This is a genomic window from Exiguobacterium sp. N4-1P (genome assembly GCF_002214325.1).
The window spans coordinates 1,820,628-1,846,635 of the sequence record NZ_CP022236.1; the positions used below are offsets into that span (position 1 = coordinate 1,820,628).

Annotated in this window: 25 protein-coding genes; 3 read left to right on the top strand and 22 right to left on the bottom strand. The window is 49.4% G+C overall.

The window, feature by feature from the left end; all coding sequences use genetic code 11:
- Positions 1-132: 132 nt before the first annotated feature.
- Positions 133-1,827 (top strand): Rqc2 family fibronectin-binding protein, encoded by a 1,695-nt coding sequence (locus A0126_RS09520; RefSeq protein WP_088837405.1) that lies wholly within the window; start codon positions 133-135, stop codon positions 1,825-1,827.
- A gap of 112 nt (positions 1,828-1,939) precedes the next feature.
- On the opposite strand, the gene A0126_RS09525 is transcribed toward A0126_RS09520, so the two are convergent.
- From A0126_RS09525 to A0126_RS09540, 4 genes are all read right to left on the bottom strand, one after another.
- On the bottom strand, positions 1,940-2,851 hold the full coding sequence (locus tag A0126_RS09525; RefSeq protein WP_088837406.1) for an FUSC family protein: 912 nt from the start codon (positions 2,849-2,851) through the stop codon (positions 1,940-1,942).
- Positions 2,848-3,747, bottom strand: coding sequence for a DUF4097 family beta strand repeat-containing protein (locus A0126_RS09530; RefSeq protein WP_088837407.1), 900 nt, complete (start codon positions 3,745-3,747; stop codon positions 2,848-2,850). Before A0126_RS09530 ends, A0126_RS09525 begins: the two co-directional genes overlap by 4 nt.
- Before the next feature lie 202 nt (positions 3,748-3,949).
- A complete protein-coding gene (locus A0126_RS09535) occupies positions 3,950-4,639 on the bottom strand; it encodes a metal-dependent hydrolase (protein ID WP_088837408.1) in 690 nt (229 codons plus the stop codon).
- Positions 4,640-4,674: 35 nt separating this feature from the next.
- Entirely contained in the window at positions 4,675-4,977 is a 303-nt protein-coding gene (locus A0126_RS09540) for a winged helix-turn-helix transcriptional regulator (protein ID WP_088837409.1), read from the bottom strand.
- A 107-nt stretch (positions 4,978-5,084) separates the two neighbouring features.
- Here A0126_RS09540 and A0126_RS09545 point away from each other — a divergent pair, with 107 nt between their 5' ends.
- Positions 5,085-5,576 carry a lactoylglutathione lyase family protein gene (locus A0126_RS09545; protein ID WP_088837410.1) on the top strand — a complete coding sequence of 164 codons (492 nt, stop codon included), beginning with the start codon at positions 5,085-5,087 and terminating at the stop codon, positions 5,574-5,576.
- Between the two features lie 2 nt (positions 5,577-5,578).
- A complete protein-coding gene (locus tag A0126_RS09550; protein WP_088837411.1) occupies positions 5,579-6,550 on the top strand; it encodes a zinc-binding dehydrogenase in 972 nt (323 codons plus the stop codon).
- 205 nt (positions 6,551-6,755) lie between these two features.
- Here A0126_RS09550 and A0126_RS09555 read toward each other — a convergent pair whose 3' ends face one another.
- The 18 genes from A0126_RS09555 to A0126_RS09640 all read right to left on the bottom strand — a co-directional run bounded on the left by A0126_RS09555 (position 6,756) and on the right by A0126_RS09640 (position 25,987).
- A complete protein-coding gene (locus tag A0126_RS09555) occupies positions 6,756-7,568 on the bottom strand; it encodes a GNAT family N-acetyltransferase (RefSeq protein WP_088837412.1) in 813 nt (270 codons plus the stop codon).
- A gap of 152 nt (positions 7,569-7,720) precedes the next feature.
- Positions 7,721-8,353 (bottom strand): orotate phosphoribosyltransferase, encoded by a 633-nt coding sequence (gene pyrE, locus A0126_RS09560; protein WP_088837413.1) that lies wholly within the window; start codon positions 8,351-8,353, stop codon positions 7,721-7,723.
- The gene (gene pyrF, locus A0126_RS09565; RefSeq protein WP_088837414.1) at positions 8,350-9,048 is read right to left on the bottom strand and encodes an orotidine-5'-phosphate decarboxylase; all 699 of its coding nucleotides are present in this window, start codon (positions 9,046-9,048) and stop codon (positions 8,350-8,352) included. Before pyrF ends, pyrE begins: the two co-directional genes overlap by 4 nt.
- Entirely contained in the window at positions 9,023-9,952 is a 930-nt protein-coding gene (locus tag A0126_RS09570; protein ID WP_088837415.1) for a dihydroorotate dehydrogenase, read from the bottom strand. Before A0126_RS09570 ends, pyrF begins: the two co-directional genes overlap by 26 nt.
- Positions 9,949-10,680: a dihydroorotate dehydrogenase electron transfer subunit gene (locus A0126_RS09575; protein ID WP_088837416.1), complete on the bottom strand. Its 732-nt coding sequence runs from the start codon at positions 10,678-10,680 to the stop codon at positions 9,949-9,951. The genes A0126_RS09570 and A0126_RS09575 overlap by 4 nt, the downstream gene beginning before the upstream one ends.
- Positions 10,677-13,889: a carbamoyl-phosphate synthase large subunit gene (gene carB / locus A0126_RS09580; protein ID WP_088837417.1), complete on the bottom strand. Its 3,213-nt coding sequence runs from the start codon at positions 13,887-13,889 to the stop codon at positions 10,677-10,679. Before carB ends, A0126_RS09575 begins: the two co-directional genes overlap by 4 nt.
- Positions 13,882-14,970, bottom strand: coding sequence for a carbamoyl phosphate synthase small subunit (locus tag A0126_RS09585; RefSeq protein ID WP_088837418.1), 1,089 nt, complete (start codon positions 14,968-14,970; stop codon positions 13,882-13,884). The genes carB and A0126_RS09585 overlap by 8 nt, the downstream gene beginning before the upstream one ends.
- Positions 14,963-16,234, bottom strand: a complete 1,272-nt coding sequence (locus tag A0126_RS09590; RefSeq protein WP_088837419.1) for a dihydroorotase — start codon at positions 16,232-16,234, stop codon at positions 14,963-14,965. Before A0126_RS09590 ends, A0126_RS09585 begins: the two co-directional genes overlap by 8 nt.
- A 1-nt stretch (position 16,235) precedes the next feature.
- Positions 16,236-17,150: an aspartate carbamoyltransferase catalytic subunit gene (locus A0126_RS09595; RefSeq protein WP_088837420.1), complete on the bottom strand. Its 915-nt coding sequence runs from the start codon at positions 17,148-17,150 to the stop codon at positions 16,236-16,238.
- A gap of 122 nt (positions 17,151-17,272) precedes the next feature.
- Entirely contained in the window at positions 17,273-18,589 is a 1,317-nt protein-coding gene (locus tag A0126_RS09600) for a uracil-xanthine permease family protein (RefSeq protein WP_088837421.1), read from the bottom strand.
- 52 nt (positions 18,590-18,641) lie between these two features.
- Positions 18,642-19,172, bottom strand: a complete 531-nt coding sequence (gene pyrR / locus A0126_RS09605) for a bifunctional pyr operon transcriptional regulator/uracil phosphoribosyltransferase PyrR (protein WP_029330897.1) — start codon at positions 19,170-19,172, stop codon at positions 18,642-18,644.
- 237 nt (positions 19,173-19,409) lie between these two features.
- Positions 19,410-20,333, bottom strand: coding sequence for an RluA family pseudouridine synthase (locus A0126_RS09610; protein WP_088837422.1), 924 nt, complete (start codon positions 20,331-20,333; stop codon positions 19,410-19,412).
- Complete coding sequence (gene lspA, locus A0126_RS09615) at positions 20,333-20,806, bottom strand: signal peptidase II (RefSeq protein ID WP_088837423.1); 474 nt, start codon at positions 20,804-20,806, stop codon at positions 20,333-20,335. Before lspA ends, A0126_RS09610 begins: the two co-directional genes overlap by 1 nt.
- Before the next feature lie 72 nt (positions 20,807-20,878).
- Positions 20,879-23,614, bottom strand: coding sequence for an isoleucine--tRNA ligase (gene ileS / locus A0126_RS09620; RefSeq protein ID WP_088837424.1), 2,736 nt, complete (start codon positions 23,612-23,614; stop codon positions 20,879-20,881).
- A 285-nt stretch (positions 23,615-23,899) separates the two neighbouring features.
- Positions 23,900-24,421 carry a DivIVA domain-containing protein gene (locus tag A0126_RS09625; protein ID WP_088837425.1) on the bottom strand — a complete coding sequence of 174 codons (522 nt, stop codon included), beginning with the start codon at positions 24,419-24,421 and terminating at the stop codon, positions 23,900-23,902.
- Positions 24,422-24,444: 23 nt separating this feature from the next.
- Positions 24,445-25,218: a YlmH family RNA-binding protein gene (locus tag A0126_RS09630; RefSeq protein WP_029330902.1), complete on the bottom strand. Its 774-nt coding sequence runs from the start codon at positions 25,216-25,218 to the stop codon at positions 24,445-24,447.
- Positions 25,218-25,490: a YggT family protein gene (locus A0126_RS09635; protein ID WP_088837426.1), complete on the bottom strand. Its 273-nt coding sequence runs from the start codon at positions 25,488-25,490 to the stop codon at positions 25,218-25,220. Before A0126_RS09635 ends, A0126_RS09630 begins: the two co-directional genes overlap by 1 nt.
- Before the next feature lie 2 nt (positions 25,491-25,492).
- Complete coding sequence (locus A0126_RS09640; protein WP_029330904.1) at positions 25,493-25,987, bottom strand: cell division protein SepF; 495 nt, start codon at positions 25,985-25,987, stop codon at positions 25,493-25,495.
- Between the last annotated feature and the right edge of the window lie 21 nt (positions 25,988-26,008).

The following is a 26,008-nucleotide window of genomic DNA, read 5'->3' on the forward strand; positions in this document are numbered from 1 at the left end:
TTTCATATTAGCAGTATAGACAGGAAGTTCGCAAGTAATCTTTTTCTAGCTCGACTGCTTTATCATACCATAACGAAGCCGTTTCTGTTACCTTTAGAAAGTGGAAACGAAATCAGGAAAGAAGGTAATATCATGGCTTTTGATGGATTGATGACGACACGTGTCGTCAACGAACTACAGATGCTCGTCGGTGGGCGGATCAACAAGATTCATCAACCGTACGCACTCGATTTAATTTTTAGCATCCGGGCCGATCGTAAGAACGTCACCCTACTCGCATCTGCGAACGCAATGTATGCACGTTTGCATATGACGAGCGAATCGACGAGCAATCCTAGCGAACCCCCGATGTTTTGCATGATGCTCCGGAAGCATCTAGAAGGTGGCTTCATCGAATCAATTGAACAATTAGGACGGGACCGTGTCATTTTGATGCGTATTCGTTCCCGCAATGAACTCGGTGACGAAGAAGCTAAAAAATTGTACATCGAATTGATGGGACGTCACTCGAACATTCTATTGACGGATGGTCAGGACAAAATCCTTGATGCGATTAAGCATCTTCCACTCAGTCAAAATACGTTCCGGACGATCATGCCGGGACTACAATATCAACTCCCGCCGCAACAGGATAAAGTCGATCCATTGACCGGGGATATTGAAACAGCCTTACATCGTATCGATTGGAACGCCGGTAAGATTGACCGTCAATTACTCGGGCTGTTCAGTGGACTATCCCCACAAATCGCTGAAGAAGTCGTCTTGCGTGCAGGGCTTGCCAATCGAACTTCGCTCGCGGAAGCACTCCGGTCCGTCTTGAACGAACTGGAAGGACCGTACTATTTCCAACGGCTCGCGAGTGGGAAAGAACGGTTTTCGCCCGTTGCCTTACAGCATGGCGAGATTGTCGATGAAAAAACGTTCACGACGAGTGGTGACGTCCTCGATGCCTTTTTCCATCAAAAATCGAACCGCGACCGTGTCAAACAACAGGCCGCGGATTTAGAACGCTTCATTAAGAGTGAATACGAGAAGAACCTCTTAAAACGGACGAAACTCGAACGTGACCTTGCGGCGACTGAGAAGATGGATGAACTGAAGCATAAAGGTGAGCTCTTGACGACCTACTTGTATCAATTACAACGCGGGATGAAAGAAGCGACCGTCGTCGATTATTATGATGAGGACGGGAAAGAAATCACAATTGCACTCGATCCCCGTTTCTCACCGAACGAAAATGCACAGCGTTACTATAAACGCTACAACAAACTAAAGACAGCCAAAGTTGAAGTCGCAAAACAATTGACGAAGAACCAACTCGAAATCGATTACTTCGAGTCGTTACTCGCCCAACTCGAGGTTGCATCACCCGATGATATCCGGGAAATGCGCGAAGAACTCGTCGAAGAAGGCTACTTACGCGAGCGCAGTAAAAAGAAAAAGAAACCGCTCGTCCCAAAACTTGAAGCTTATCAATCTTCAACGGGCATCGACTTCTTCGTCGGTAAGAATAACAAACAAAATGACTATGCGACGTTCAAATTCGGACGACGCTCCGAAACCTGGTTGCATACGAAAGACATACCCGGCTCGCACGTCATCATTCGGAGTGATGAACCGGATGAAACGACATTAAAAGAAGCCGCGATGGTTGCTGCTTATTATTCAAAAGCACGTGAATCGAGTCAAGTCCCTGTCGATTTTACGGAACTCCGTCATGTCAAGAAGCCAAGTGGTGCCAAACCCGGTTTCGTCATCTATACGGATCAAACGACGTTGTACGTCACTCCGGATGCGAGTCTCGTACAAGCGCTTCGCCTAAAATGATATTTACACGCCAAAAAAGATGGAACATCACTTTGAAGTGACGTTCCATCTTTTTTGTCGTGTTCGTCTTCTTTTACGAAAATATTATGAGACGCCCGCTCGGAGAGAACATCTACTTGATTTTTTCGAGCTGTTCACGGTAATCAAGGAGATGCCCATTGATGATATCCTTCGCTTCATTCACTTCTTCATCAAACGAGAACATTGATTGTTTCCGTTCATGCGAAAAAATCACATCATAATGATGACTCAACAAAAAGTCGATCTCTTGACCGAGCATTTTTTCTTGTTCATCCGTCATCGGGATATCTCGGTGACTGGCGATACTCTCAAGCAGTAACAGTAATTTATCTTCTAAATCGACGAGCTGCTTCAGTTCAATAAACGGTTCACTTTGTCCACTCGTCACGAGCGGATATTTTTGATCTTCTTGAAGCATTAACATCATCTCTTCATGTTTCAGCACTTGCTTACGGACTGCCAGCAGTTTTACGTCGTCCTTAACGAGACTCCGCCAGTCCTCCATTAATTGTTGCGTCGTTTTTTTGACGAGCAACATCAAACGGTTTTCATAGTGCGGTGGGAAGACGATATAGTTGACGGCGACCGCCGATAAAACACCAACGACCGTCAACAGAGACCGCGTCAAGGCATAATGGACATAATCGGCAGTCGGACTTTCAAACATCAAAACGATGGCAAAGGCAGCAAACGTCGACATGTCCGTCCGACCAATCATCGAGTTGAAGACGAGCGACACGATAACGGCTAACCCAATCGTCAAGGGGTTTGCCCCTAACGTCGCAACGACTACGAGACCACAGACAAGGCCTAAAATCGTTCCGAACACTCGATTAAAGAACATTTTAAAGGAGCGGTGAATCGTCGGTTGCATCGCAACGATTGCTGCGACGGCTCCCATTCCAGAATAGATGTCAAAGACGTACCAAGAGAAGCTGAGCGCAATCGCGACGGCGATCCCTGTCTTAATGGTACGGAGACCGATTCGAAATTGGATGTTCACTCGAGCGTCACCTGCCCGACTTCACTTTCAACCGTCACTTCCGGCTTTTCTTGTTTCGACAGCTCATAAATAACTGCACTGTCGTCTTTTAATTTCGTGTAACGTTTTGCAGCTTTCACATCTCCATCCGTTTCAACCGTAATTGTCCCAGCGGTTTTTGCAGGATTTAATCGAATCGCTCCATCAATCGTCTTGACGCTTAAATCAAGTTTCACACCATATTCGTCGAGTTTGACACTCTTTCCTGTGACATCAGCATGAACAGCATTCAAATCCTCGATGTCAACAGATCCGCTCCCAATCAATGTCACGTCATCTGCGTTAATTTTGTTCAGACGAATCGTCTCCGCGTCAAGCTGAATCACCTTGGCAAAAACGCCCATCCCTGTTAACGAGGCCGCATCGACATCAATCCGATTCATATAGCTGGGTAAACCAACTTCAATCTCATAATCCCCCGTTTTCAAGCTCGGGCGATTTCCGAATCGGGCCAGCCAGCCGTCACGTCCTGTCACGGTAATCGTATTTCCTGACGTCCCGACTTTTAAGCGTTTTTTACTTGAAGCACTATCGACCAGTTTCAATTGAACATTCCCATCCGTGCTTCTAACGAAGTTGATGCTCGCGTTCGGTGCTTCGATTTGTAATGTTTTATAGCGGTTCGTCGTCTTGAATGTCTCACCACGAGATAAAGAATCTGTCGTAAGTAAGAGTGTCACCGCGTATAGAAGAATAAGGGCTGATCCGACCGAAGCATATAGTATCCACGGACGGCGAACAGGCTTGCGCTGACCAATTCTTTCAAAAGAATCATTTTGTTTTCGTCGTTTTGCTTTTAAACGTGTAAACGTCGACTGTTTTCGTTTTCGTTCTGATCTACTCGTTGTATCGTCCATCCGTTTACCTCCATCCAGTTCACTTCCATTATTCCGAATTTATGATTGTCCTGTCAACATCCTCTCTCCATCATACGAAAATCGTAAATGTCTTGGCATCGGGCGGAAGAATGAACGGCGGTAAAAAAAAGGAAGAAGAAGAATCAGCTGAAATGATTCTCCTTCTTCCTTTTAAGTTAGCGCTAATTTTTCAAAATCTGCTTTACAGTTCAAGCGATTCATCAATCGCTAAAGGATGACCTGTCTGCCCTTGCGCTTCAAGCTCATCACAAAAAGATTTGGCATCTTGTTTGATTAAGTCGAATGTATCGTAATGAATCGGTACAACCGCGTTCGCCTGCAACATATCGGCAGCGATTAAGGCATCTTCCGGTCCCATCGTGAAATTGTCGCCGATTGGTAAAAATGCAAGAGCAATGTCATGATGTGCCCCATACAATGCTAAATCGCCGAACAACGCCGTATCTCCTGCATGGTACAGTACCTTATCTTCAATCGTCAGTAAGAAGCCAGCCGGCATTCCCATGTACATGATGGTCTGCTTCTCTTCATCAATGATGCTTGAAGAATGGAAGGCTTGCGTCATTTTTACTTTTCCGAATGGAAATTCAAATTGACCGCCGATATTCATCGGATGAACATTCAACCCTTTAAAACTTAAATACGTCGCTAGTTCATGTGTTGCGACAATCGTCGCGCCCGTCGACTTCGCAATCGTTTCCGCATCCGCCATATGATCGGCATGGGCGTGGGTCAATAGAATAAAATCTACTTTGACGTCTTCCGGTTTTGTCATCGCTTTGTCATTCCCACTAAAAAACGGGTCAATCACGATGTGTTGCCCATTCGTTTCAATCGTTACCGTTGACTGTCCGTGATATGTCACTTTCATTTAAAAGACCTCCCCTAACAAATAATCGGAACGAGTTATTTTTTCCCCTCTCCCCAAGCACATAAACCTTTCATCGCCGGTTGAAGCGTAAACGCAGCATCTGTCAGTCGGTATTCGACATGCAGGACCGCTTCATCAAATTCAATCCGTTCGACCATGCCAAGTCGTTCAAGTTCCTTTAATTGATCTGTCAACACCTTCCTTGAGATGCCCGGAATCGACCGATGCAATTCTAGAAAACGTTTAGGACCGTTCTCTAATGTGCAATATAACTGTGGGCGCCATTTTCCACCAATGATTTCGAGCGCTCGATTAACTGGAAATTGTTCTGTCGTCATTACTTTTCGTCTCTCCTTCAAGTAGTTACTTCAAAGTGCATACTATGCAATCGAGTGTATCGTAAGTTACCGTTAGCGTAAATCAAAAAGCAAAGGAGACAACAAACATGACTTACCCACGTAATTTTTCACACATCGGACTTTCGGTCCCAGATTTAGAAGCTGCTATTACATTTTATTCGGAGGTTATGGGATGGTACGTCATCATGGAACCATCTGATGTCATTGAAGACGATTCCCCAATCGGCGTCATGTGTACGGACGTATTTGGAGCAGGATGGGGAAAATTCCGCATCGCGCATATGGCGACAGGCGACCGGATCGGAATCGAACTCTTTGAATTCCCGAACAATGAACAACCGGAAAATAACTTCGAATTCTGGAAAACAGGTATTTTCCATTACGCGATTCAAGACCCGGATATTGAAGGCATGGTCGAAAAAATTGTGGCTCACGGCGGCAAACAACGGATGCCGATTCGTGAATACTACCCGGGTGAAAAACCGTACCGCATGGTATATTGTGAAGATCCGTTCGGTAACCTCGTCGAACTCTATTCACACTCATATGAATTGACGTACTCCGAAGGCGCCTATTAATCATGAAGGCGTGGCTCAATCAAGAGGGAACATCTATTGAAAATTGGCAGTACCGTGACGTCGAGATGCCGCAACTTAAAGCACATGAAGCGTTGATTCGTGTTAAAGCCGTCGCCCTGAATCCTGTCGATTACAAAGCGACGAACAATCCCGCTTGGACGTTCCCGCATATTCCCGGTGTCGATTTAGCCGGTGTCGTTGAGCAAGTCGGTTCAGAAACAGTTGGTCTTTCGATTGGAGATCGTGTGGCGATTCATACGAACCTTCAAAAAAATGGAGCGTTCGCGGAATACGCTGCAGTCGATGCACGGGCACTTGCCCTCATTCCGGAAGACGTCAGCTTTACCGATGCCGCAGCGATTCTCTGCGCCGGGATGACGGCTTATGAAGCGATCCATCAAAAGATGAACACGACGGATAAAGAGACGATTCTCATCCACGCCGGTGCCGGTGGTGTTGGCGGGTTCGGCATCCAGCTCGCGAAACGTCTTGGCTTACGTGTCGCGACAACCGCGTCGACTGAAAATCATGACTGGGTCAGACAACTAGGGGCGGACTTAGCGATTGATTATAAACTGGAGAACATCACCGATGTGATTCGCGACTGGACGGATGGACGTGGTGTCGATTTAATCTTGAATACGGTCGGCCGAAGAGAAGCGACGGACGATTTAGGACGGCTCGCCTTTTCCGGTCAACTCGCTTATATCGCCGGCGGTCCGGATTTGTCGATCGTCAAACCGTTTACGTTGTCACCGTCAATCCATGAAGTCGCGCTTGCTGCCGCTTACGCGAGTCAAAATGACCGCGCCATCCGTAACCTTGGTCAAATGGCATCGGCGTTGCTTCTGCTCGTGCAACAGAATGAACTCGATCCACTCGTCACAGATATCATCCCAGCCGATCAACTGGTCGAAGGGCTAAAGCGGTTGGCAGAACGACACGTCCGCGGTAAAATCATCGCGACGTTTTAAGTAGGCAACATCCAAAATTGAAACGCCGATGCTTCCATTTTCAGACGGCAGCATCGGCGTTTTTATATTTATCATGATTTGATGCATAGCTGTAACACCGCAACAACAGTTTTCATCCCGTGTTGAAAAAATCATTCGCTTCGCCCGCACCAAACAGGAAAAAAGCTTATGTTCCGTTGTCAAAGACAAACAGACCGACTCTTGACTACCGGTATTTATCGGTTTTTGTGATTTGTAACGAGCGACCGACGAGTTGAAAGCCGATTGCTTGATAGATTTTATTGGACGTCGGGTTCGACCAGTCCGTATAGAGTGTGATCATCGGGTACGCTTGCTCCAGCAAATAGGTACAGACACGGGCCACGAGATCAGAAGCAAGACCTCGCCCTCTAAGTTCCGGCGGCGTATAGACGTAAGAGACGGTCACGCCTGACGTCGTCGGTCGACTAGCTGACGTCATGGATATGAGACGGTCCCCGTCGAACAGACCAAATAACGTCTGCTTTGAACTATGACGACGAATCGTCTGTTCATTTTGAAGACGATTCCGCTCCGTCACGGCTAATGCACCGGTCTCGCAAATGAAGTCCCATCCGAACGAGACGGCTTGGTCGACAGCCTGTTCGTCAACGATACGAAAAGCGTATTCAAGTTGCGGTGGTCCCGTCACGTGATGTAAGGCATACATTCCTTGATCCATCTTCACACGGTATTTCGTATGCGGAGCAAGAAGCGGCTTGACGAGCGCATGTTCTCCGACATATCCCTTACAGTCAAAAATCCGGGCAAGTTTTCGCATGCTTGGATCCGAAAATGCTTCACCTGCCAAAATCGCCTGTTCTTCAATCGTTTGTAGGATGATGATTTTTCGGTCGTCTTCTTCAGCGATCGCCATCAAAAGTGGCGTATCCCCCCGTGCCAAGATACCGAGCGGCAATTGGTGGACCTCACTGCGCTGTTCAAGGAAAGGAACAGCCACGCGTTTAAAACTCTCATAATCCCGATAATGCGTTACCATCTGAAGCGACCTCCTTTGTTCTACAACTAGTGTAACAAAAAAAGTTTCCACCCCATACGACAAGTCAAAAAACATTCATCTAAAATCGTCAAGGCTCCTTACCCGTCCGGATAAGGAGCCTCTATTTACACTCTGGTATTTGATTCACTCAATCAAATCGTCGCTGTGAAACGGTCACTCCAAGCAACTGGATCAATTGACCACGCGAGCAGTTGTGTCTGTTCGTCTCTCGAGATCGCACTTGTCGCAACTGCCGTTTCGAGTAACTCCGAAAAATTCAGTAGCGATGTCGCCTTCAGATTCGCTGCCGTTAAATTAGCTTGCAAACGACTCATGCCATAGGAGAAGATGGCTTGAATCTGCACGACTTCCGCCCCTGCCTGTTGCAAAGCTTCAGCCGCTTCAATCGATGATTTACCTGTCGATAACAAATCTTCGATGACAACGACGCGTTGGCCCGGTTTAATGCGCCCTTCGATTTGATTCCCTTTTCCATGTTGTTTGGCACTACCGCGGACATAGACCATCGGTAAGTTGAGTCGGTCCGCGACGAGCGCGGCGTGTGGAATACCCGCTGTCGCCGTCCCTGCGATGACGTCGACTTGTAACGATTTGACCTGCTGCGCCAATAAATCGGCAATCATCGAACGGACATCCGGACTCGACAATGTCAGACGATTATCACAGTAGATCGGGGAACGGAGTCCGCTCGCCCATGTGTACGGTTGACTTGGTGAAAGTGTGACGGCTTCGATTTCGAGTAATGCAGTCGCTAATTGATTCATTGTCGGATCCCCTTCCATTGTGCCAGTAAGTCTTCGTACATCGCTGCCGGGTCATCCGCCTGCGTGATGGCGCGTCCGATGACAAGATCCGTCGCTCCCGCATCGCGGGCAAATTCAACCGTTGCGATTCGTTTTTGATCATGCACCGCTGTCCCTGCCGGACGAATCCCCGGTGTGACGAGTTGAAATCTGTCGCGGCAACTCGGCTTGATTTTTTCAACATCGAGTGCTGAACAGACAACTCCGTCTAAACCAGCTTGTTCGGCTAGTTGTGCATACGCGACGACGACGGTATCCAACTCCTCATGAATCAGTAATTGTTCGATCATCGCCTGATCCGTCGACGTCAATTGTGTCACGGCAATCAACCGGGTGCCCGCAGCTGTTTCGTCTAATCCTTCCCGTGCCGCACGCATCATTTCGAGTCCTCCCGCAGCATGAACGTTCGTCAACTCAACGCCGAGCTGACCGATGACGCGAAGGGTTCGTCGCGCCGTTTCCGGGATATCATGGACCTTCAAGTCTAAAAAGACGGCATGCCCCCGTTCGACCAATTGTCGGACGAACGCCGGCCCTTCGGCGTAATAGAGCTCCATGCCGACTTTGACGGCAGGTCGGACTGGGCCGAATTTTTCTAAAAATCGAGTGACGTGTAATCCTGACGGAAAATCAAGCGCGATGTAAAGCTGATCCATAAGCGTTCCCCCTAATGTCTAAAATATGTTCGATCCCGAGTTCGTCCATCCGTTTCGGGAGTGCCGCAATCAACTCTTGGCAAATGAACGGATTGACGAAGTTCGCCGTCCCGACCGCTACAGCCGATGCACCGGCATAAATCATTTCCAGCACATCATCGACCTCCATGACGCCGCCCATCCCGATGATCGGAATCTCGACGACTTGTGCGACATCATGAATCATCCGGATTGCAACGGGTTTGATGGCGGGGCCAGATAGACCGCCAATCCGATTTGCAAGAATCGGTTGACCGGTCCGGACATCAATTCGCATCCCGACTAGCGTGTTGATCATCGTCAACCCGTCCGCTCCTGCCTGTTCGACGGCCTGTGCCATCTCGACGATTGACGTGACGTTCGGTGACAGTTTGACGTAGACGGGTTTATCCGACACTGCTTTGACACGTCGCGTCAATTCTGCTGCCATCCGTGGGTCTGTTCCGAACTGCAGTCCGCCGGATTTGACGTTCGGACAAGAAATATTCAACTCGATTGCTTTGACGACCGGATTTTGACTGATTAACCGGGTGACCGTTTCGTATTCTTCCGGTGTCGATCCGGCGACATTCGCGATGATTTCCGTATCGAACTGACTTAAGAACGGTAACTTCGTTTCGATGATGCCCTCGACGCCTGGATTTTGCAACCCGATTGCGTTCAACATCCCCATTCCGCTCTCCGCGACGCGTGGGGTTGGGTTTCCGTACCGTTCCTCGCCTGTCGCCGCCTTAATCATGATTCCGCCAAGGACAGATAAATCGTAGAACTTGGCAAACTCTTCCCCGAAGCCGAAGCAACCGGATGCTGGCATAATTGGATTCTTCAAATTCAATCCCGGTAACGTGACCGCTAATCGATTCATAAAATCACCGCTTCCGCCCGAAAGACTGGACCATCGGAACATGTCTTCACGTAGTTTCCGTCCGGTGTCTTACAGACACAGGCGAAACAAGCACCAATCCCGCAACCCATCCGGTTTTCGATCGACAGGAAACGATCTTGAATCGGGACCGTTTGCAAGGAGCGTAACATCGGTTCCGGCCCACACGCGAGTAACGTATCGAACCGCTCTGGTGTCAGTGCCGCCGTCACAAATCCTTGAACACCCGCCGTCCCGTCGACCGTCGTAATCGTCGTCGGCCCGAGCTTTTTAAACGCCTCTTCGTAAAACACACTGTCTGCCGTATCAAACCCTAGAATCGCTTCACACGTCACCCCACGTTCGACGAGTTTACGCATCGTATAATACAGCGGCGGAACACCGATTCCCCCACCAACGAGGACAACGCAACTCGTTCGCTCAATCAAGTTCACCGGAAAACCGTTCCCGAGTGGTCCGAGGGCATCGACGAAATCCCCAGGCCGTAAGGAAGCGAGTTCTTTTGTTCCTTGACCAATCTCTTTGAATAAAAAAGTGATTAGATCGCCTTCGACGTTTGCGATTGAAATCGGACGCCGTAATAACGGGCCGACACGCAGGTGCATGAAGCGACCCGGCTCAATCTTTTTTACCTCCGGCATCCGACAAATCAATTCTGTCGCATTAACTGCGACCTTTTTCGTTGAGACGACCGTTAGTAGTTCAATCATCGCGTCACCGCCTTTTTCATGTGCGTGAATGCTTGAATCGAACTCGCTTCGAATGAGAGACTCTCAATGACTCGGAGTAACGCTTCTGCCGTATCGAGCGATGTCAGACAGACGACATTGTTTTCTGCGGCTGCCCGGCGAATGATGAAACCATCTTTCGTCACTTGGGAGTCGCGACTCATCGTGTTGATGACATACTCGACTTCTGCTTTTTCGATTAAATCGAGCATTGACCCTTGATCGGAACCAATTTTTCCGACAACCTGGACGGCTAACTCATGTCCTGTCAAGAAGCTTGCTGTTCCGGCTGTTGCGAGCAATGTGAATCCGAGTGTTGCAAACCGCTTGGCGAGACCCAGCATTTCTTGTTTATCTTGATCAGCGACCGTCATCAAGATACGACCATGTTCAGGAATCGCCATTCCGGAAGCGAGTAACCCTTTATACAGTGCTTTCTCGAGCGTCCGGTCCGTTCCGATGACTTCACCGGTCGACTTCATTTCCGGTCCGAGTGACGGATCCACTTCCTTCAGTTTCGCGAATGAGAAGACCGGTACTTTGACGGACACGAGCTTCTCTTCCGGCAGGAGACCGCTTATCAGTCCGTAAGACGCGAGTGTCTCACCTAAGATGACGTTCGTCGCGAGACGTGCGACCGGTAATCCCGTTACTTTTGAGATGAACGGTACAGTCCGACTCGCCCGCGGGTTGACTTCAAGCACATAGAGTTCCCCGTCAGCGAAGACGAACTGGATGTTGAGCAATCCTTTGATGCGGAATGCTTTTGCGATACGCGTCGTGTAATCAACGATTTGATCTTTGATTGCTTGCGCGACACGTTGCGGGGGATACACCCCGATCGAGTCCCCGGAGTGTACTCCCGCACGTTCGATGTGCTCCATGATACCCGGGATGACGACATCTTCACCGTCGCAAATCGCATCCACTTCAAGCTCCATTCCCGTCAAGTAACGGTCGACGAGGACCGGTCGTTCCGGCGAGGCGATGACGGCATGTTTCATATAATGTTCGAGCTCTTGTTGCCCGTAGACGATTTCCATTGCACGTCCACCGAGGACATAAGACGGACGGACGAGGACAGGATAGCCGAGACCCGCTGCCGCTGCCGTCGCTTCTTCGACCGTGACCGCTGTTTTTCCGGGCGGTTGTGGAATCTCAAGTTTTGTCAAAGCGGCTTCGAATTGTTTCCGGTCTTCTGCCATATCAAGATCTTCTAACGCCGTTCCGAGAATCTTGACCCCTTCGTCAGCGAGCGACTCAGCTAAGTTGATGGCAGTTTGCCCGCCGAACTGGACGATGACGCCGATCGGTTGTTCATTTCGGATGACTTCGAGAACATCTTCCGTCGTCAGTGGTTCAAAGTAGAGCCGGTCCGAAATCGAGAAGTCCGTCGAGACCGTTTCCGGGTTGTTGTTGACGATGATCGCTTCATAACCCGCTTCGCGAATCGCTTGAATCGAGTGGACCGTCGCATAGTCGAATTCGACACCTTGTCCAATTCGGATCGGCCCGGAACCCAGTACGAGAATCGACGGGCGTGTCGTCGGTGCCGCTTCATTTTCGACTTCATACGTTCCGTAGTAATACGGTGTATCGGAAGCGAACTCTGCTGCACACGTATCGACCATCTTGTAGACGGGATGAATCTGTTCTTGATTTCGCGTATGACGAATCACGGTCTCACTTTTCTTCGTGATCCGGCCAATCATCGCATCGCTGAAGCCGTAACGTTTTGCGTGTAATAAACGCTCGCGTGTCAGCTCTTCGCGTGCCAACTCCTGTTCAATCCGGAAGATATGGTGTAACTTCTCTAAAAACAGCCGGTCGATGCTGGTCCATTCGTGAATTTGTTCGACCGAATAACCCCGCTCCATTCCCGCGTAAAGGGCGAATAGCCGTTCATCCGTTGCTTTGACGATGTACTGGTTGAGTGTCACTTCATCCATGTCGAGAAAACGGTCCATCCGGAGATCCGACATCCCGATTTCGAGCGAGCGGACTGCCTTCAGCAAGGCTTCTTCCATCGTCCGTCCCATCGCCATGACTTCACCTGTCGCCTTCATTTGCGTCCCGAGCGTCCGGTCTGCCGATTCGAACTTATCAAACGGCCAGCGCGGAATCTTCGCGACGACGTAGTCGAGTGCCGGTTCAAACGAGGCAAAACTCGTTTCCGTGATCGGGTTCTTCAGTTCCGATAAGGCATAACCGACAGCAATTTTTGCCGCAAGTTTTGCAATCGGGTAGCCTGTCGCCTTCGACGCCAAGGCCGACGAGCGCGAAACGCGCGGGTTCACTTCGATGACATAGTAGTCGAAACTATGCGGATCAAGTGCAAACTGGATGTTACATCCGCCTTCGATGCCAAGGGCACGGATGATGTCGAGTGAAACATTTCGCATCATTTGATAATCGCGGTCGGACAGTGTCTGGGTTGGTGCAAAGACAATCGAGTCGCCCGTATGGACGCCGACCGGGTCAAAGTTTTCCATCGCACAGACGATGATCGCTTGGTTCGTCGCGTCACGCATGACTTCGAACTCAACTTCTTTCATCCCGGCAATTGATTTCTCGAGCAATACTTGGTTCGCCGGACTCGCTTTGATACCGCCCTCGACGATTCGGACGAACTCGTCCATCGTCTCAGCAATCCCGCCGCCTGTACCACCGAGTGTGTAAGCCGGTCGAATGATGATCGGCAGACCGATTTTCGCGCAAAATTGTTCCGCTTCTTCTACTGTATGAACGATTTCACTCTCCGGGACACCGTGTCCCAGTCTGAACATCAATTTTCTGAACAAATCACGATCTTCTGCCTCTTCAATCGCGGACAGTTTCGTTCCGAGCAGTTCGACACCATATTCAGCCAAAACGCCGAGTCGGTCGAGTTCGACCGCTAGATTCAATCCAGTCTGCCCACCGAGTGTCGCAAGCAAGGCATCCGGACGTTCCTTGCGGATGATCCGGGACACGAACTCCGCTTGGAGCGGTTCGATGTAAACCCGGTCCGCGACAGTCGGGTCTGTCATGATCGTTGCGGGGTTCGAGTTCACGAGGATGACTTCGTAGCCTTCTTCCTTGAGTGCTTGGCACGCTTGGGTTCCGGCATAATCAAACTCTGCTGCTTGTCCGATGACGATTGGACCTGATCCGATAACGAGAATCTTCTGGATATCTTGACGTTTAGGCATGAGTGACCTCCTGTTGGTTCGTGATTTCTGTTAAAAACTGATCGAATAAATCATTGGCGTCCATTGGACCGGGTGATGCTTCCGGATGATATTGAACAGAGAAGACAGGTTCCGTCCGGTGTCTGACACCTTCGACCGTCCCATCATTGATCGCGACGTGTGTGACGATTAACTCAAATCCCTTCAGTGACTGTTCGTCGACGGCGTAGCCATGATTTTGTGAGGTGATGCTGACGTGACCGGTTTGAAGATCTTGAACCGGGTGATTGGCACCGCGATGACCGAACGGTAACTTGAACGTATCGCCGCCGTGCGCAAGCGCAATCAATTGATGACCGAGACAAATGCCGAAGATGACGATTTTCCCTGTCAGCTCTTGAATCAATGGAATCGCTGTTGGAACGTCTTTCGGATTCCCGGGACCGTTCGATAACATCATGCCGTCCGGTTTATAACGCAAGACTTCCTTCGCCGTAACATTGTACGGTACGACGACAACTTCGCAACCGCGGCGGACGAGTTCACGGACGATGCCGAGCTTTGCACCAAAGTCGACGAGGACAATCCGCGGACCGGCACCCGGGATGATGTACGCCCGTTCCGTCGAAGCACGTTGCACCTGATCCGTTGCGAGTGGCATGTTGTGCAAACGCTCTAATTGGTCGGCGAGATTAAATTCACCATCGACGAGCAATCCCCGCATGACGCCTTTTGATCGTAAGTGGCGCGTCAGTTGACGTGTATCGACGCCGGTTAAGCCCGGAATATCGAATTCTTTTAAGGCCTCTGCTAACGACGATTGGGAGCGGAAGTTCGACGGAGTATGGCAGACTTCACGGACGATGAGTGCTTTCGCAAGTGGTCGCGTCGTTTCGTAATCTTCCCGGTTGATGCCATAGTTCCCGATCAAGGGATTCGTCAAGACGATCATCTGGTCACAATAGGATGGATCAGATAACATTTCCTGGTATCCCGTCATCCCTGTCTGGAAGACGACCTCCCCCATCGTGACGCGTGTTGCGCCAAATGCTGTCCCTTCGAACGTCATACCATCTTCTAAAATGAGTGTCCGTTTAGACATGTGCCGTTTCCCCCTTGAATACGATTTTTCCACCGACGAGTGTCATGACCGGGTATCCTGTCAGTAACTGCCCCGCGAACGGTGTATTTTTTCCTTTTGAATAAAAGCGTTCTGGTTCAACCGGTCGGACGGTCTCTAAATCAAGCAACACGAGATCTGCCGGTGCCCCGACTTCCAAGCGACCATACGGTAAGTCGAACAAGGCGGCCGGCTTGCGTGCCAAGGCATCGACTAAGTCGCTTAGCGTCATCTGGTTCGTTTGAACAAGTTTCGTATAAAGTAGTGGAAAGGCTGTCTCGAAGCCCGTAATTCCAAATGGTGCCCGCTCGATGCCGAGCGCTTTTTCATCGGCTGCGTGCGGCGCATGATCCGTTGCGATACAATCAATCGTGCCATCGCGTAACCCTTCGAGCAGTGCCGCCCGGTCTGCCTTACTCCGAAGGGGCGGATTCATTTTAAAGTTCGGATCCTGCCCCTCGATGTCATCTTCCGTCAGGACGAGATGGTGCGGTGTCACTTCTGCCGTGACACGGATTCCTGCCCGTTTGGCGTCACGAATGACCCGGACTGATTCTTTTGTCGAGACATGACAGACATGATAATGGCAGCCGGTCGCTTCTGCGATTAAGACGTCGCGCGCGATGTGGATACTTTCCGCTAGTGACGGAATCCCCTGCAGTCCTTCCCGTTCACTATACGCACCTTCATGGACACAGCCGGCTTTCAACGTATCGTCCTCACAATGGGCGACGACCGCCTTCCCGAGTTTCGCGGCGCGTCGCATCGCTTCCCGCATGACGGCGGCACTTTGAACGCCGACGCCGTCATCTGTAAACGCAAAGGCATCCGTTAATTCTTCAAACGCGACGAGTTCCTGTCCTAGCTGATTTTTTGAAATCGCCGCATAAGGCAAAACCCGGACAGACGCCGTTTCTTCGATTTTCTTGAACAAGGCGTCTAACGTCTCGCGGTCATCCGGAACAGGACGCGTATTCGGCATCGGACAGATTGTCGTGAATCCGCCGGCTGCGGCTGCGGCCGTACCTGTTGCAATCGTTTCTTTATGTTCGCCACCCGGTTCGCGGAGATGGACATGAATATCGACGAAGCCTGGTGCTAACAAGCGGTTACTTGCATCGATGACTTGCTCGTCCGCCCGCGGCGCAGCATCGAGATCCGTAATCAAGCCATCCTCGATGCGAATGCTTGATTGTTGCAATTGTCCGTTTTGATACCATGTTGCGTGATCGATACGTAGTGTCATATTAAATCTCTCCTTCAGTTGAGTTAGGATGAAACGCACGTTCTAAAATCGCCATTCGGGCGAACACACCATTTTTCATCTGCTCGAAGATTCGTGACTGGGTATGTTCGACCAGTTCGTCCGCAATCTCGATTCCGCGATTGACGGGTGCCGGGTGTAAGATGATTGCTTCCGGTCGGACCCGCCGCATCCGGTCGAGTGTCAAACCATATTGTTCGTGATATGTTTCTTCGAGCTCCATCGCCTGACTGTGCCGTTCCTGCTGAACCCGGAGTAACATGATGATGTCACTTTGCTCGATTGCCTCGTCAATCGGGACATAGGCAATCCCCATCGTCTCGTCAAACCATTCCGATGGACCGGAACCGATGACGGTCGCCCCGAGCCGTTGCAACACGTCCGCGTTCGACCGGGCGACCCGGCTGTGTCGCAGGTCACCACAGATGACAACCGTTTTGCCGTGAATATGACCGAATTCGGCAAACATCGTCATTAAATCGAGTAAAGACTGGGACGGATGTTGACCACTCCCATCGCCCGCATTGATGACCGGAATCGTCAACTGCTCAATCAGCGCGTGGTAATAACCTGTCTCGTGATGGCGAATGACAAGTGCTTCGACCCCGAGTGCTTCAAGTGTTTTACATGTATCAAGTAACGTTTCTCCTTTTTGGACGGACGATATCGTCGTCTCAAACGGCAGGACATGCATTCCTAAGCGATGTTCCGCCATCTCGAATGAACAGCGTGTCCGTGTCGAATTTTCAAAGAACAGGTTGGCGATCGTTTTATTCGCAAAGGTATTTGACGGTTGTCCATGTTTCAATTCAAGCGCCCGCTCAATCAACTGCTCGATTTCTAGAATCGAGAGCTGGTCGAGACTGACGAAATCGGGACTCACTGGTTGGGTTTTCATCTCGTTCACTCCTTTTTCGGCCGCAAAAAAGCGCACCTTCTGATGTGAAGGTGCGCTGAAGAAAGCAGATGAACATCTGCGATCTACAAGGGCCTCCACTTTATCGTCCTCTCGGGAACGTCTTAAAAGTCGTTAGCTGCTCGTTTCGGTTGTAAAGGTGTTTCTTCGATGTCGACTTCTTCCTGTGCCGCCTTCGGTAAAATCAAGTTCAAGACAACTCCGAGGATGGTGGCGAGCGCCATTCCTTCTAACGAGAAGTTCCCCACTTTCAAAGCTGCACCGCCGATGCCGATGACCAAGATGACGGCCGTGATCGTCAAGTTTCGTTTATCTGCTAAATCGACCTTACTTTCGACGATCGTCCGGAGACCGTTCGAGGCGATGACCCCGAACAAGAGGATGCTGATGCCGCCCATGACGGGTGTCGGAATCGTTTTAATGAAGCCTTCGACGTATCCAAGGAATCCGAAGCTGATTGCAAGTAATGCTGCGCCACCGAGGACAAACACGCTGTAGACACGCGTAATCGCCATGACACCGTTGTTTTCGCCGTATGTCGTGACAGGTGGTCCACCGAGCATCGAAGCGACTGTTTTGGCAATCCCGTCTCCAAGCACTGTCCGGTGCATTCCCGGATCAAGGAGCGTCTCGCGCCCAATGATGCGGGAAGTGACCTTTTGTTCACCGATATGTTCCGTCAACGTGACGAGTGTGACCGGGACGATCAAGGCGAGTGCTGCCCAGTTCAAGGTCGGTGAATAGTCGAGGAACGGAATCGTAAAGTCAGGTAGATGGAAGAATGTTGCTTCGCGCAGTGGTGCGAAATCAACGATCCCGCTAATTGCTGCGACGAGGTATCCGGCGAGAATACCGAACAAAATCGGCACCGTACTCCACATGCCTTTAAAGTACGTCATCGCGAGGAGCGTAACAGCGAGCGTCGTCAAGGCGACGAAGAAGAACAAGCCGTTATATGTGCCATCCGCTCCGTTCATTGCCATGCTGACAGCCGTTGGGGCAAGCGATAGACCGATGACCATGATGACTGGACCGATGACGACCGGCGGAAGCAGTTTCATCAACCAGGAGACACCTGTGTACATGATGATTAAGGAGACAAGTCCGTAGACAAGTCCAGCGACCATCCCGCCGACAAGTGCATCTTCGACACCCCAGCGTTCGCTGACGGCGATGATTGGGACGATGTAGGCAAAACTAGAACCAAGGTATGTGGGGACTTTGAAACGGGTGACGGCGAGGAAAATCAACGTGCCGACTCCGCTCGCGACGAGTGCGACAGATGTGTTTAATCCCGTAAGTAACGGAACGAGCACGGTCGCACCAAACATCGCGAAGACATGTTGGAGGCTGAGCATCAGCCATTGAAGAGGATGTTTCGGTAATTCACGGACTTCAAGAATTGCTTTATGTTTTGACATGAGAGCATCTCCCTTTCTGGTCTCTCTGGACCACGTTAAAGGTATTTTTGATTTAACGTTTAATGAATACTTGATCAGCATCGTCGACTTCTGATAAGGCGACGACGACTTGTTCTTCGCGTGACGTCGGAACGTTCTTGCCGATGAAATCTGGTCGAATCGGGAGTTCCCGGTGACCTCGGTCAACAAGGACAGCTAACTGAATCATGCTTGGTCGACCATGATCGACGAGTGCGTCCATTGCCGCGCGGACCGTCCGTCCCGTGTACAGGACATCATCGACGAGCACAACGATTTTTCCTGTGACGTCTTCCGGCATCTCGGACCCTTTGATTTCCGGCTCGAGGCTTTTCTTCGAGAGATCATCGCGGTACATCGAGATGTCGACGACACCGAGTAACACGGCTTTTCCTTCAATCTCTTCAATCCGCCGGGCAAGGCGTCTCGCAAGTGTTTCGCCCCGCGTCTTGATACCGACGATCATCAATTCTTCAATCCCTTTGTTGCGCTCGATGATTTCATGGGCGATTCGTGTTAAGGCACGACTGATTGCCGCTTCATCTAAAATGATGGCTGGTTTCATGGCTTCTCCTTTCATAAAAAAACCTCCTGCTTAATCGGCAGGAGGTTGTTGAAGACAGATGTGTACATAGCAAAGCCATGTGTTTACACGCGTTACGGTGTCTCCCTTTCGTAGCCTCTCCGGACTCGATTAAAGGTGTTCTAATTTTGTAGGATCGTCACGCGGACGACCGATTTGGTGAGGCTGATGTCTCGCATCGCTCTCTAGGTGTTACTCTACCGTTTTATCAGAAAAACGTCAAGACTCTAATTCAAGTTTTTTCAACTGACTGATCTCAAACGTCATCTCTTCCGGGAGTGGTGCTTCGAACGTCAACCATTCGCCGGTCCGTGGATGTTCAAATCCGAGAACCGCTGCGTGGAGTGCTTGACCATTCATCTTCATCGTCTTCCGCGGTCCATATTTCGGGTCACCTGCGAGCGGGAATCCGATATAGCGCATGTGGACACGAATTTGGTGAGTCCGTCCTGTTTCGAGTTTACACTCAACGACCGTAAAGCCTTCATACCGATCGAGGACACGGAAATGCGTGACCGCTGCTTTTGAGTTTTTGTCCGTGACCGTCATCCGTTGACGGTCATTTTTATCACGGCCGACCGGTGCTTCAATCGTTCCGAGTTCATGGGGAATCTCGCCATGGACAAGCGCGATATAAAGACGTTCCGTCGTCTTATCTTTTAATTGTTGCGCAAGCGATTCATGGGCTAAATCATTTTTAGCGACCATCAAGAGACCCGATGTATCTTTATCGATCCGGTGAACGATTCCTGGTCGTTTGACCCCATTGATGCCTGAGAGGTCTTGACAGTGATGAAGCAACGCATTAACGAGTGTTCCTGACACATGTCCTGCTGCCGGGTGGACGACCATGCCTTTTGGTTTATTGATGACGATGACATCGCTGTCTTCGTAAACGACATCTAGCGGAATGTCTTCCGGTAAGATTTCGAGTTCGACGGCTTCCGGGATATGCACGGTGATGCTTTCCGTTCCCGTCATCTTATAGTTCGGTTTCACGATGCGTCCGTCTACTTCGACGTGCCCCGCCTTTAACCAGTCTTGCACTTGCGAACGCGACCACTCTTGTTGTTCAGCCAACCATTTATCGATTCGCCCTGTCGCGCCTTTTGCTTCGACCGTCCATACTTGTTGTTCATTCATTAATCAATCGTTCCCTTCTTCGTCAAACGCTCTTCGAACATGACGCTAATCAGCATCAAAATCACTCCAAATGTCAAGCAGACGTCTGCGACATTAAAGATCGGAAAATTATAGCCGAACGGATAAAAGTGTAAGAAATCAACGACTTCCCCACGCGCCATCCGGTCAATAAAATTTCCGATCGCTCCACTCAGTAGTAAAGCGACACTCCAAGCAAATACTTTGTTTTTTGTTCCTTCTTTGTACAGAAAATAAATCAGACCAACAACGACGAGAACCGTCACGATGAAGAAGAAGCCGAATTTTCCTTCAAGCATTCCCCATGCCGCTCCACGGTTGCGGTATGAATTGAGATAAAAGAAATTTGGAATGACTTCAATCGCTTGACCAATCGTCATCTGCTGAACGACGATCCATTTCGTCAATTGATCCACTCCTACGAGTAAAGCAGCAATCACTAAGTAAAGCCACATCCTGTTTTCCCCCACATCAAAAATAATGAGGGGTAGCTACGAAGTCGCAGTAGCCGCCCCTCCCCTTATTCATTATAAAGAATTGACGACCGCAGTACAACGAGGACAAAGTGTCGGATGAGCCGGATCTTGACCAAGTTCAGTCGAATATGTCCAGCAACGTTCACATTTCTCGCCGTCCGCTTTCAAAACAGTGATTGCTGTCGTCTCATAGTTACGTTCTGCCGAGTCGACAAAATCGATGTGTGAGACTTGAAGCAGTTGTTCAAGATGGTCGATTGTCGCAAGCAAGTTCTTCGTCGCTTCGTTCGGTGCGAGCTCGAGTTTGGCTTCGAGCGTTTTCCCGACGAGCTTCTCTGCCCGTGCTTCTTCAAGCGCCTTCAAGACATCATCGCGGAAGACGAGGAACGCGTTCCATTTCGCGATCAGTGCAAGTCCTTCTTCCGATACGTCGACTGCTTCCGGTAAATCCGTCAAGAAGATACTTGCCGTCTCGACACCAGGAACGAATTCCCATGCTTCGTCTGCCGTATGCGGTAAGACAGGTGCCATCAATTGTAACAATGTCACGACGGTATCATACATGACCGTTTGAACGGCACGACGCGCCGGTGCATCTGCTTGTTCGATATACAAGATGTCTTTCGTGTAGTCGAGGTAGAACGAAGACAGGTCAAGGACACAGAAGTTATGCAACAGTTGGTAAACTGCCATGAAATCATACGCATCATAGGCTTTTTTGACTTTACCGACTAATTGATCGAGCTTCGTCCGCATGAAACGGTCTGCTTCCGGTAAATCTTCAAACGCAACACGATGTGCCGTGTGATCGAATTGATCCAAGTTCCCGAGCAGGAAACGGACCGTGTTCCGGATTTTACGGTATGATTCTGAAACTTGTTTAAAGTTGTCCATCGATGCCCGGACATCTGACTGATAATCGACTGACGCAACCCACAGACGAAGAATCTCAGCACCGAATTGTTGCATGATTTGGATTGGGGCAATCGTATTCCCGATTGACTTCGACATCTTCCGTCCTTGACCGTCTAATACGAAACCATGACTGACGACTGCTTTATACGGTGCTTTTCCCGTTGTCGCAACAGCTGTCGAAAGCGACGAGTTGAACCAGCCACGGTATTGGTCTGAACCTTCGAGGTAAAGATCAGCCGGACGCTCTAGTTCTGGACGCGTCGCCAGCACACCGGCATGTGACGAGCCGGAATCGAACCAGACATCCATGATGTCTGTTTCTTTTTTGAACTGACCATTCGGACTTGCCGGGTGCGTAAAGCCTTCCGGCAATAAGTCGATTGCTTCGCGTTCATACCAGACGTTCGAACCGTGCTCTGCGAACAAGTTCGCGATATGGTCGATTGTTTCCGGTGTAACGATTTCTGTTCCGTCTTCTGCATAGAAGATTGGAAGGGGCACGCCCCATGCACGTTGACGCGAGATGACCCAGTCGCCACGATCTTTAAACATGTTGTGAAGACGTGTTTCTCCCCATGCCGGTACCCACTGCACATCTTTGATTTCGTCAAGGATTTCCGCACGGAAGTCTTTAATCGACGCGAACCATTGTGGTGTTGCCCGGAAGATGACCGGTTTTTTCGTCCGCCAGTCGTGCGGATACGAGTGTTTGATGAACGATAGTTTCAACAATGCGCCCGCTTTTTCTAACGCAAGACCGACTTCTTTATTCGCATCTTCATAGAACATGCCTTCGAATCCTGGTGCTTCCGCCGTCATGACCCCTTTATCATCGACCGGGCAGAGGACATCGAGTCCGTATGCTTGTCCGATGCGATAGTCATCTTCCCCGTGTCCAGGTGCCGTATGCACGACGCCGGTTGCTTCCGCCGTAACATGATCACCGAGCATGACGAGTGATTCACGGTCATAGAGCGGGTGTTTGGCTTTCATGTATTCGAAATCTGCTCCATTGAAGACACGACCGACTGTCGCGTCTTCCCATCCGAGTGCCTCGATGACTTCAGGAACAAGCGCCTCTGCGACGATATAACCTTTTCCTTCGTACTCGATCCGGGCATACGTGAGTTCCGCACTGACAGAGATTCCGAGGTTTGCAGGAATCGTCCACGGCGTCGTCGTCCAGATGACGAAGTGATCGGTTGGCTCTAAGATGTTATTTCCTTCTAAGACAGGGAACGCAACATAGATGGCAGCAGAACGTTTATCATGGTATTCGATTTCGGCTTCTGCCAGTGCCGACTCAGAAGAAGGTGACCAGTAGACTGGTTTTTTTCCTTTATAGATATAGCCTTTGTTCGCCATGTCACCGAAGAGGCGAATTTGCGCCGCTTCAAATTCCGGTTGGAGCGTGATGTATGGATTATCATAGTCACCGAGAACACCTAAACGCTTAAACTGTTCACGCTGATGATCGACTTGTTCGAGCGCATATTTCGCACACAACTCACGGAACTCAGCGACCGACATCGTCTTCCGATCGACACCTGATTTTTGGAGCGCTGTTTCAATCGGTAAACCGTGTGTATCCCAACCCGGTACGTACGGTGAACGGAAACCATTCATCGATTTGTAACGGACGACGATATCTTTTAAGACTTTGTTTAATCCGTGCCCCATGTGGATATCACCGTTTGCGTATGGTGGTCCATCATGAAGGATGAAGGTTGGTTTCCCAGCATTTTTTTCTTGAACTGCTTGATATAAGTTCATCTCGTTCCAACGTGCCTGCATGTCCGGCTCACGTTTCGGCAAGTTACCTCGCATTAGAAATTCAGTTTTCATCATCAGTAATGTATCTTTGTACTCCATCTGGCATTCCCTCACTTCTTTTAATTTAACATACAAAAAAAGCCAAACACATCCCTGGTATAGGGACGAGCTTGGCTTGAACTCGCGGTACCACCCTACTAGTAGTTCAACCGTACGAACTACCACTTAAGAGCCCGATAACGGGGGCGAATCGGTGCGACTTACTTAATGGTTCAGTCTCACACTCGAAGGGGATATCCATTCTCACTTACTGTTCGGGCTCACACCAGTCCCCGATTCGCTTGCAGCAGTCTGATTAAGACGTGTCCTTGTCATTGATTTAAGTTATATGACATCGTCGTCATTATACGCAACTGCCGGAATCTCGTCAAGCGCACCACGGGTCGAACTATCAAACGCGTCCCAATCATGGCTTGCCAATAACTCCATCTGCGCATCGATCAAGACTTTAAAACGATTACGGTACAATTCGATTTTCTTACGCATCTGTTCGACTTCAAAGTCTGTCCGTTGCGCTCGACGCTGTGCGGAATCTTGCAGTTGTTCCGCTTCACGCTCGGCTTGTTTTAAAATCAAGCTTGCTTCTTTCGTCGCATTGGCCTTGACTTCTTCTCCTGCTTCTTGGGCAACGATGATTGACTTGTTTAACGTCTCTTCCATCGAACTGAAGTAATCGACACGCGATTGCATGTTTTGAATCACTTCTTGCTGTTGACGGTTTTCCCGCAACAACATTTCAAAATCCTTGATGACTTGATCAAGAAATTCGTTGACCTCATCCTCGTCATAGCCGCGAAACTTACGTGTAAATTCCTTATTATGAATATCAAGTGGCGTCAATGGCATGATGAAATCCTCCTCAGCATTTTTTAACCTTTTAATAATCCGTACTGTAATTTAATCCGGTCGCGTTTCGTCGACCCTAAAATAGCCGTCAATTTGACGCGGCCTGTTCCACGGAGCGAAAGCAAATCGCCTTCTTCAAGCATGAAGCTTGGATCTTCGACGATTTTATAATTCACTTTACTTTCCCCTTGTTTAATCAAACTCTGTGCTTTTTGTCTCGAAAAACCAAGCACTTCGCTGACGACAGTATCAAAGCGGAGCGAACTGACGAATCCAAGTTCTTCTTGCCATTCCTGTTCTTTGATCTTCAATTGGTCTTCTAGTTCGACGCGAGATAAACGAATTTTCGTTTTCCCTGCCCGCTCGACGTTGACTTCGATATAAGAAGCAACGTCTTCTGCGACTGCGAACTGAACGACTTGATCTTGAATGACGACGTCACCGAACTTGCCGCGTTTCAGACCGACGTTTAAGAGCGTACCTGTTACTTGTCGATGCGATAGTTCAACGAATTTTGTAGGATAATGAATACGATAGATGGCAATATCAAAGTCGCTCGCATCAAGTTCGTAGTAATCGGGCGCAATTAGTGCCCGCTGTCGCTCTGCCCCTTCGAAACCGCCCTCAAAAAAGAGGGCACATTTCGTTCCGACGAGTTCGCGTGTGATTTGCTGTTCGCGTGGGTCAAGAAAATCTGTCAGTTTAAACGTATAGGTCGCTTCGACATGATCGATCCAGTTTAAGACAAGATCGACGAACTCCCGCTCATGTCCGCGATAGTGATCATAGACGCTCATTAGAAGAAGATTGCTCGGATGCCTGACTGTGCTAAGTTCAACACTAAAAAGGCAACGATTGGTGAGATGTCAAGCATACCTCCGATGGGCGGGATGATCCGTCGGAAAGGCGCGAGGAACGGTTCGACTAACATCGCTAATACTTGTCCGAATCTTGACTCTCGTGCGTTCGGGAACCATGAAAGTAAAATATAAGCAATCATGACATAGCTATAATATTGAAGTAACGTGCTCAATGTACGCCCAATCGCGTACATAACTTGTGAATCCATGTTTACCACCCCTTATGATTGATATCATCTTCTCCAAGTAGATTTGAAATACTACCCGCGAGCTCGACGTTGTTCGGCACACAGAGGAGCGTGTTTTGACTGATTGTCGTAATCGTACCATCGAGTGCAAAGACGACGCCTGAAAGAAAATTAATCATTTGCCGTGATTGATCTTTTGACATGCGTTGCATATTAACGATGACCGCACGATTTTGACGGAGATGCTCCCCAATTTCTTGTGCTTCATTGAAGACACGCGGCTCACTTAAAATGACTTGTGATTTTGCTTTTTTCGTATGAATCGGAACGATATTCGATTGACGCACAGGGTCCTCCTTTTGAGTAACACTCGGGGTAGATTCCTCGTAGTACTCTTCATACTCTTGCTCTGCAGTACCTCTACCTTTATTTATTGTAGCATCATTTTCATATTCAAGTTCGTCTAAATCGTCTGTGTTCCCAAGAAACAGATGTTGCATTTTCGATTTGAATCCCATTTCGATTCTCCTTTCAACTTC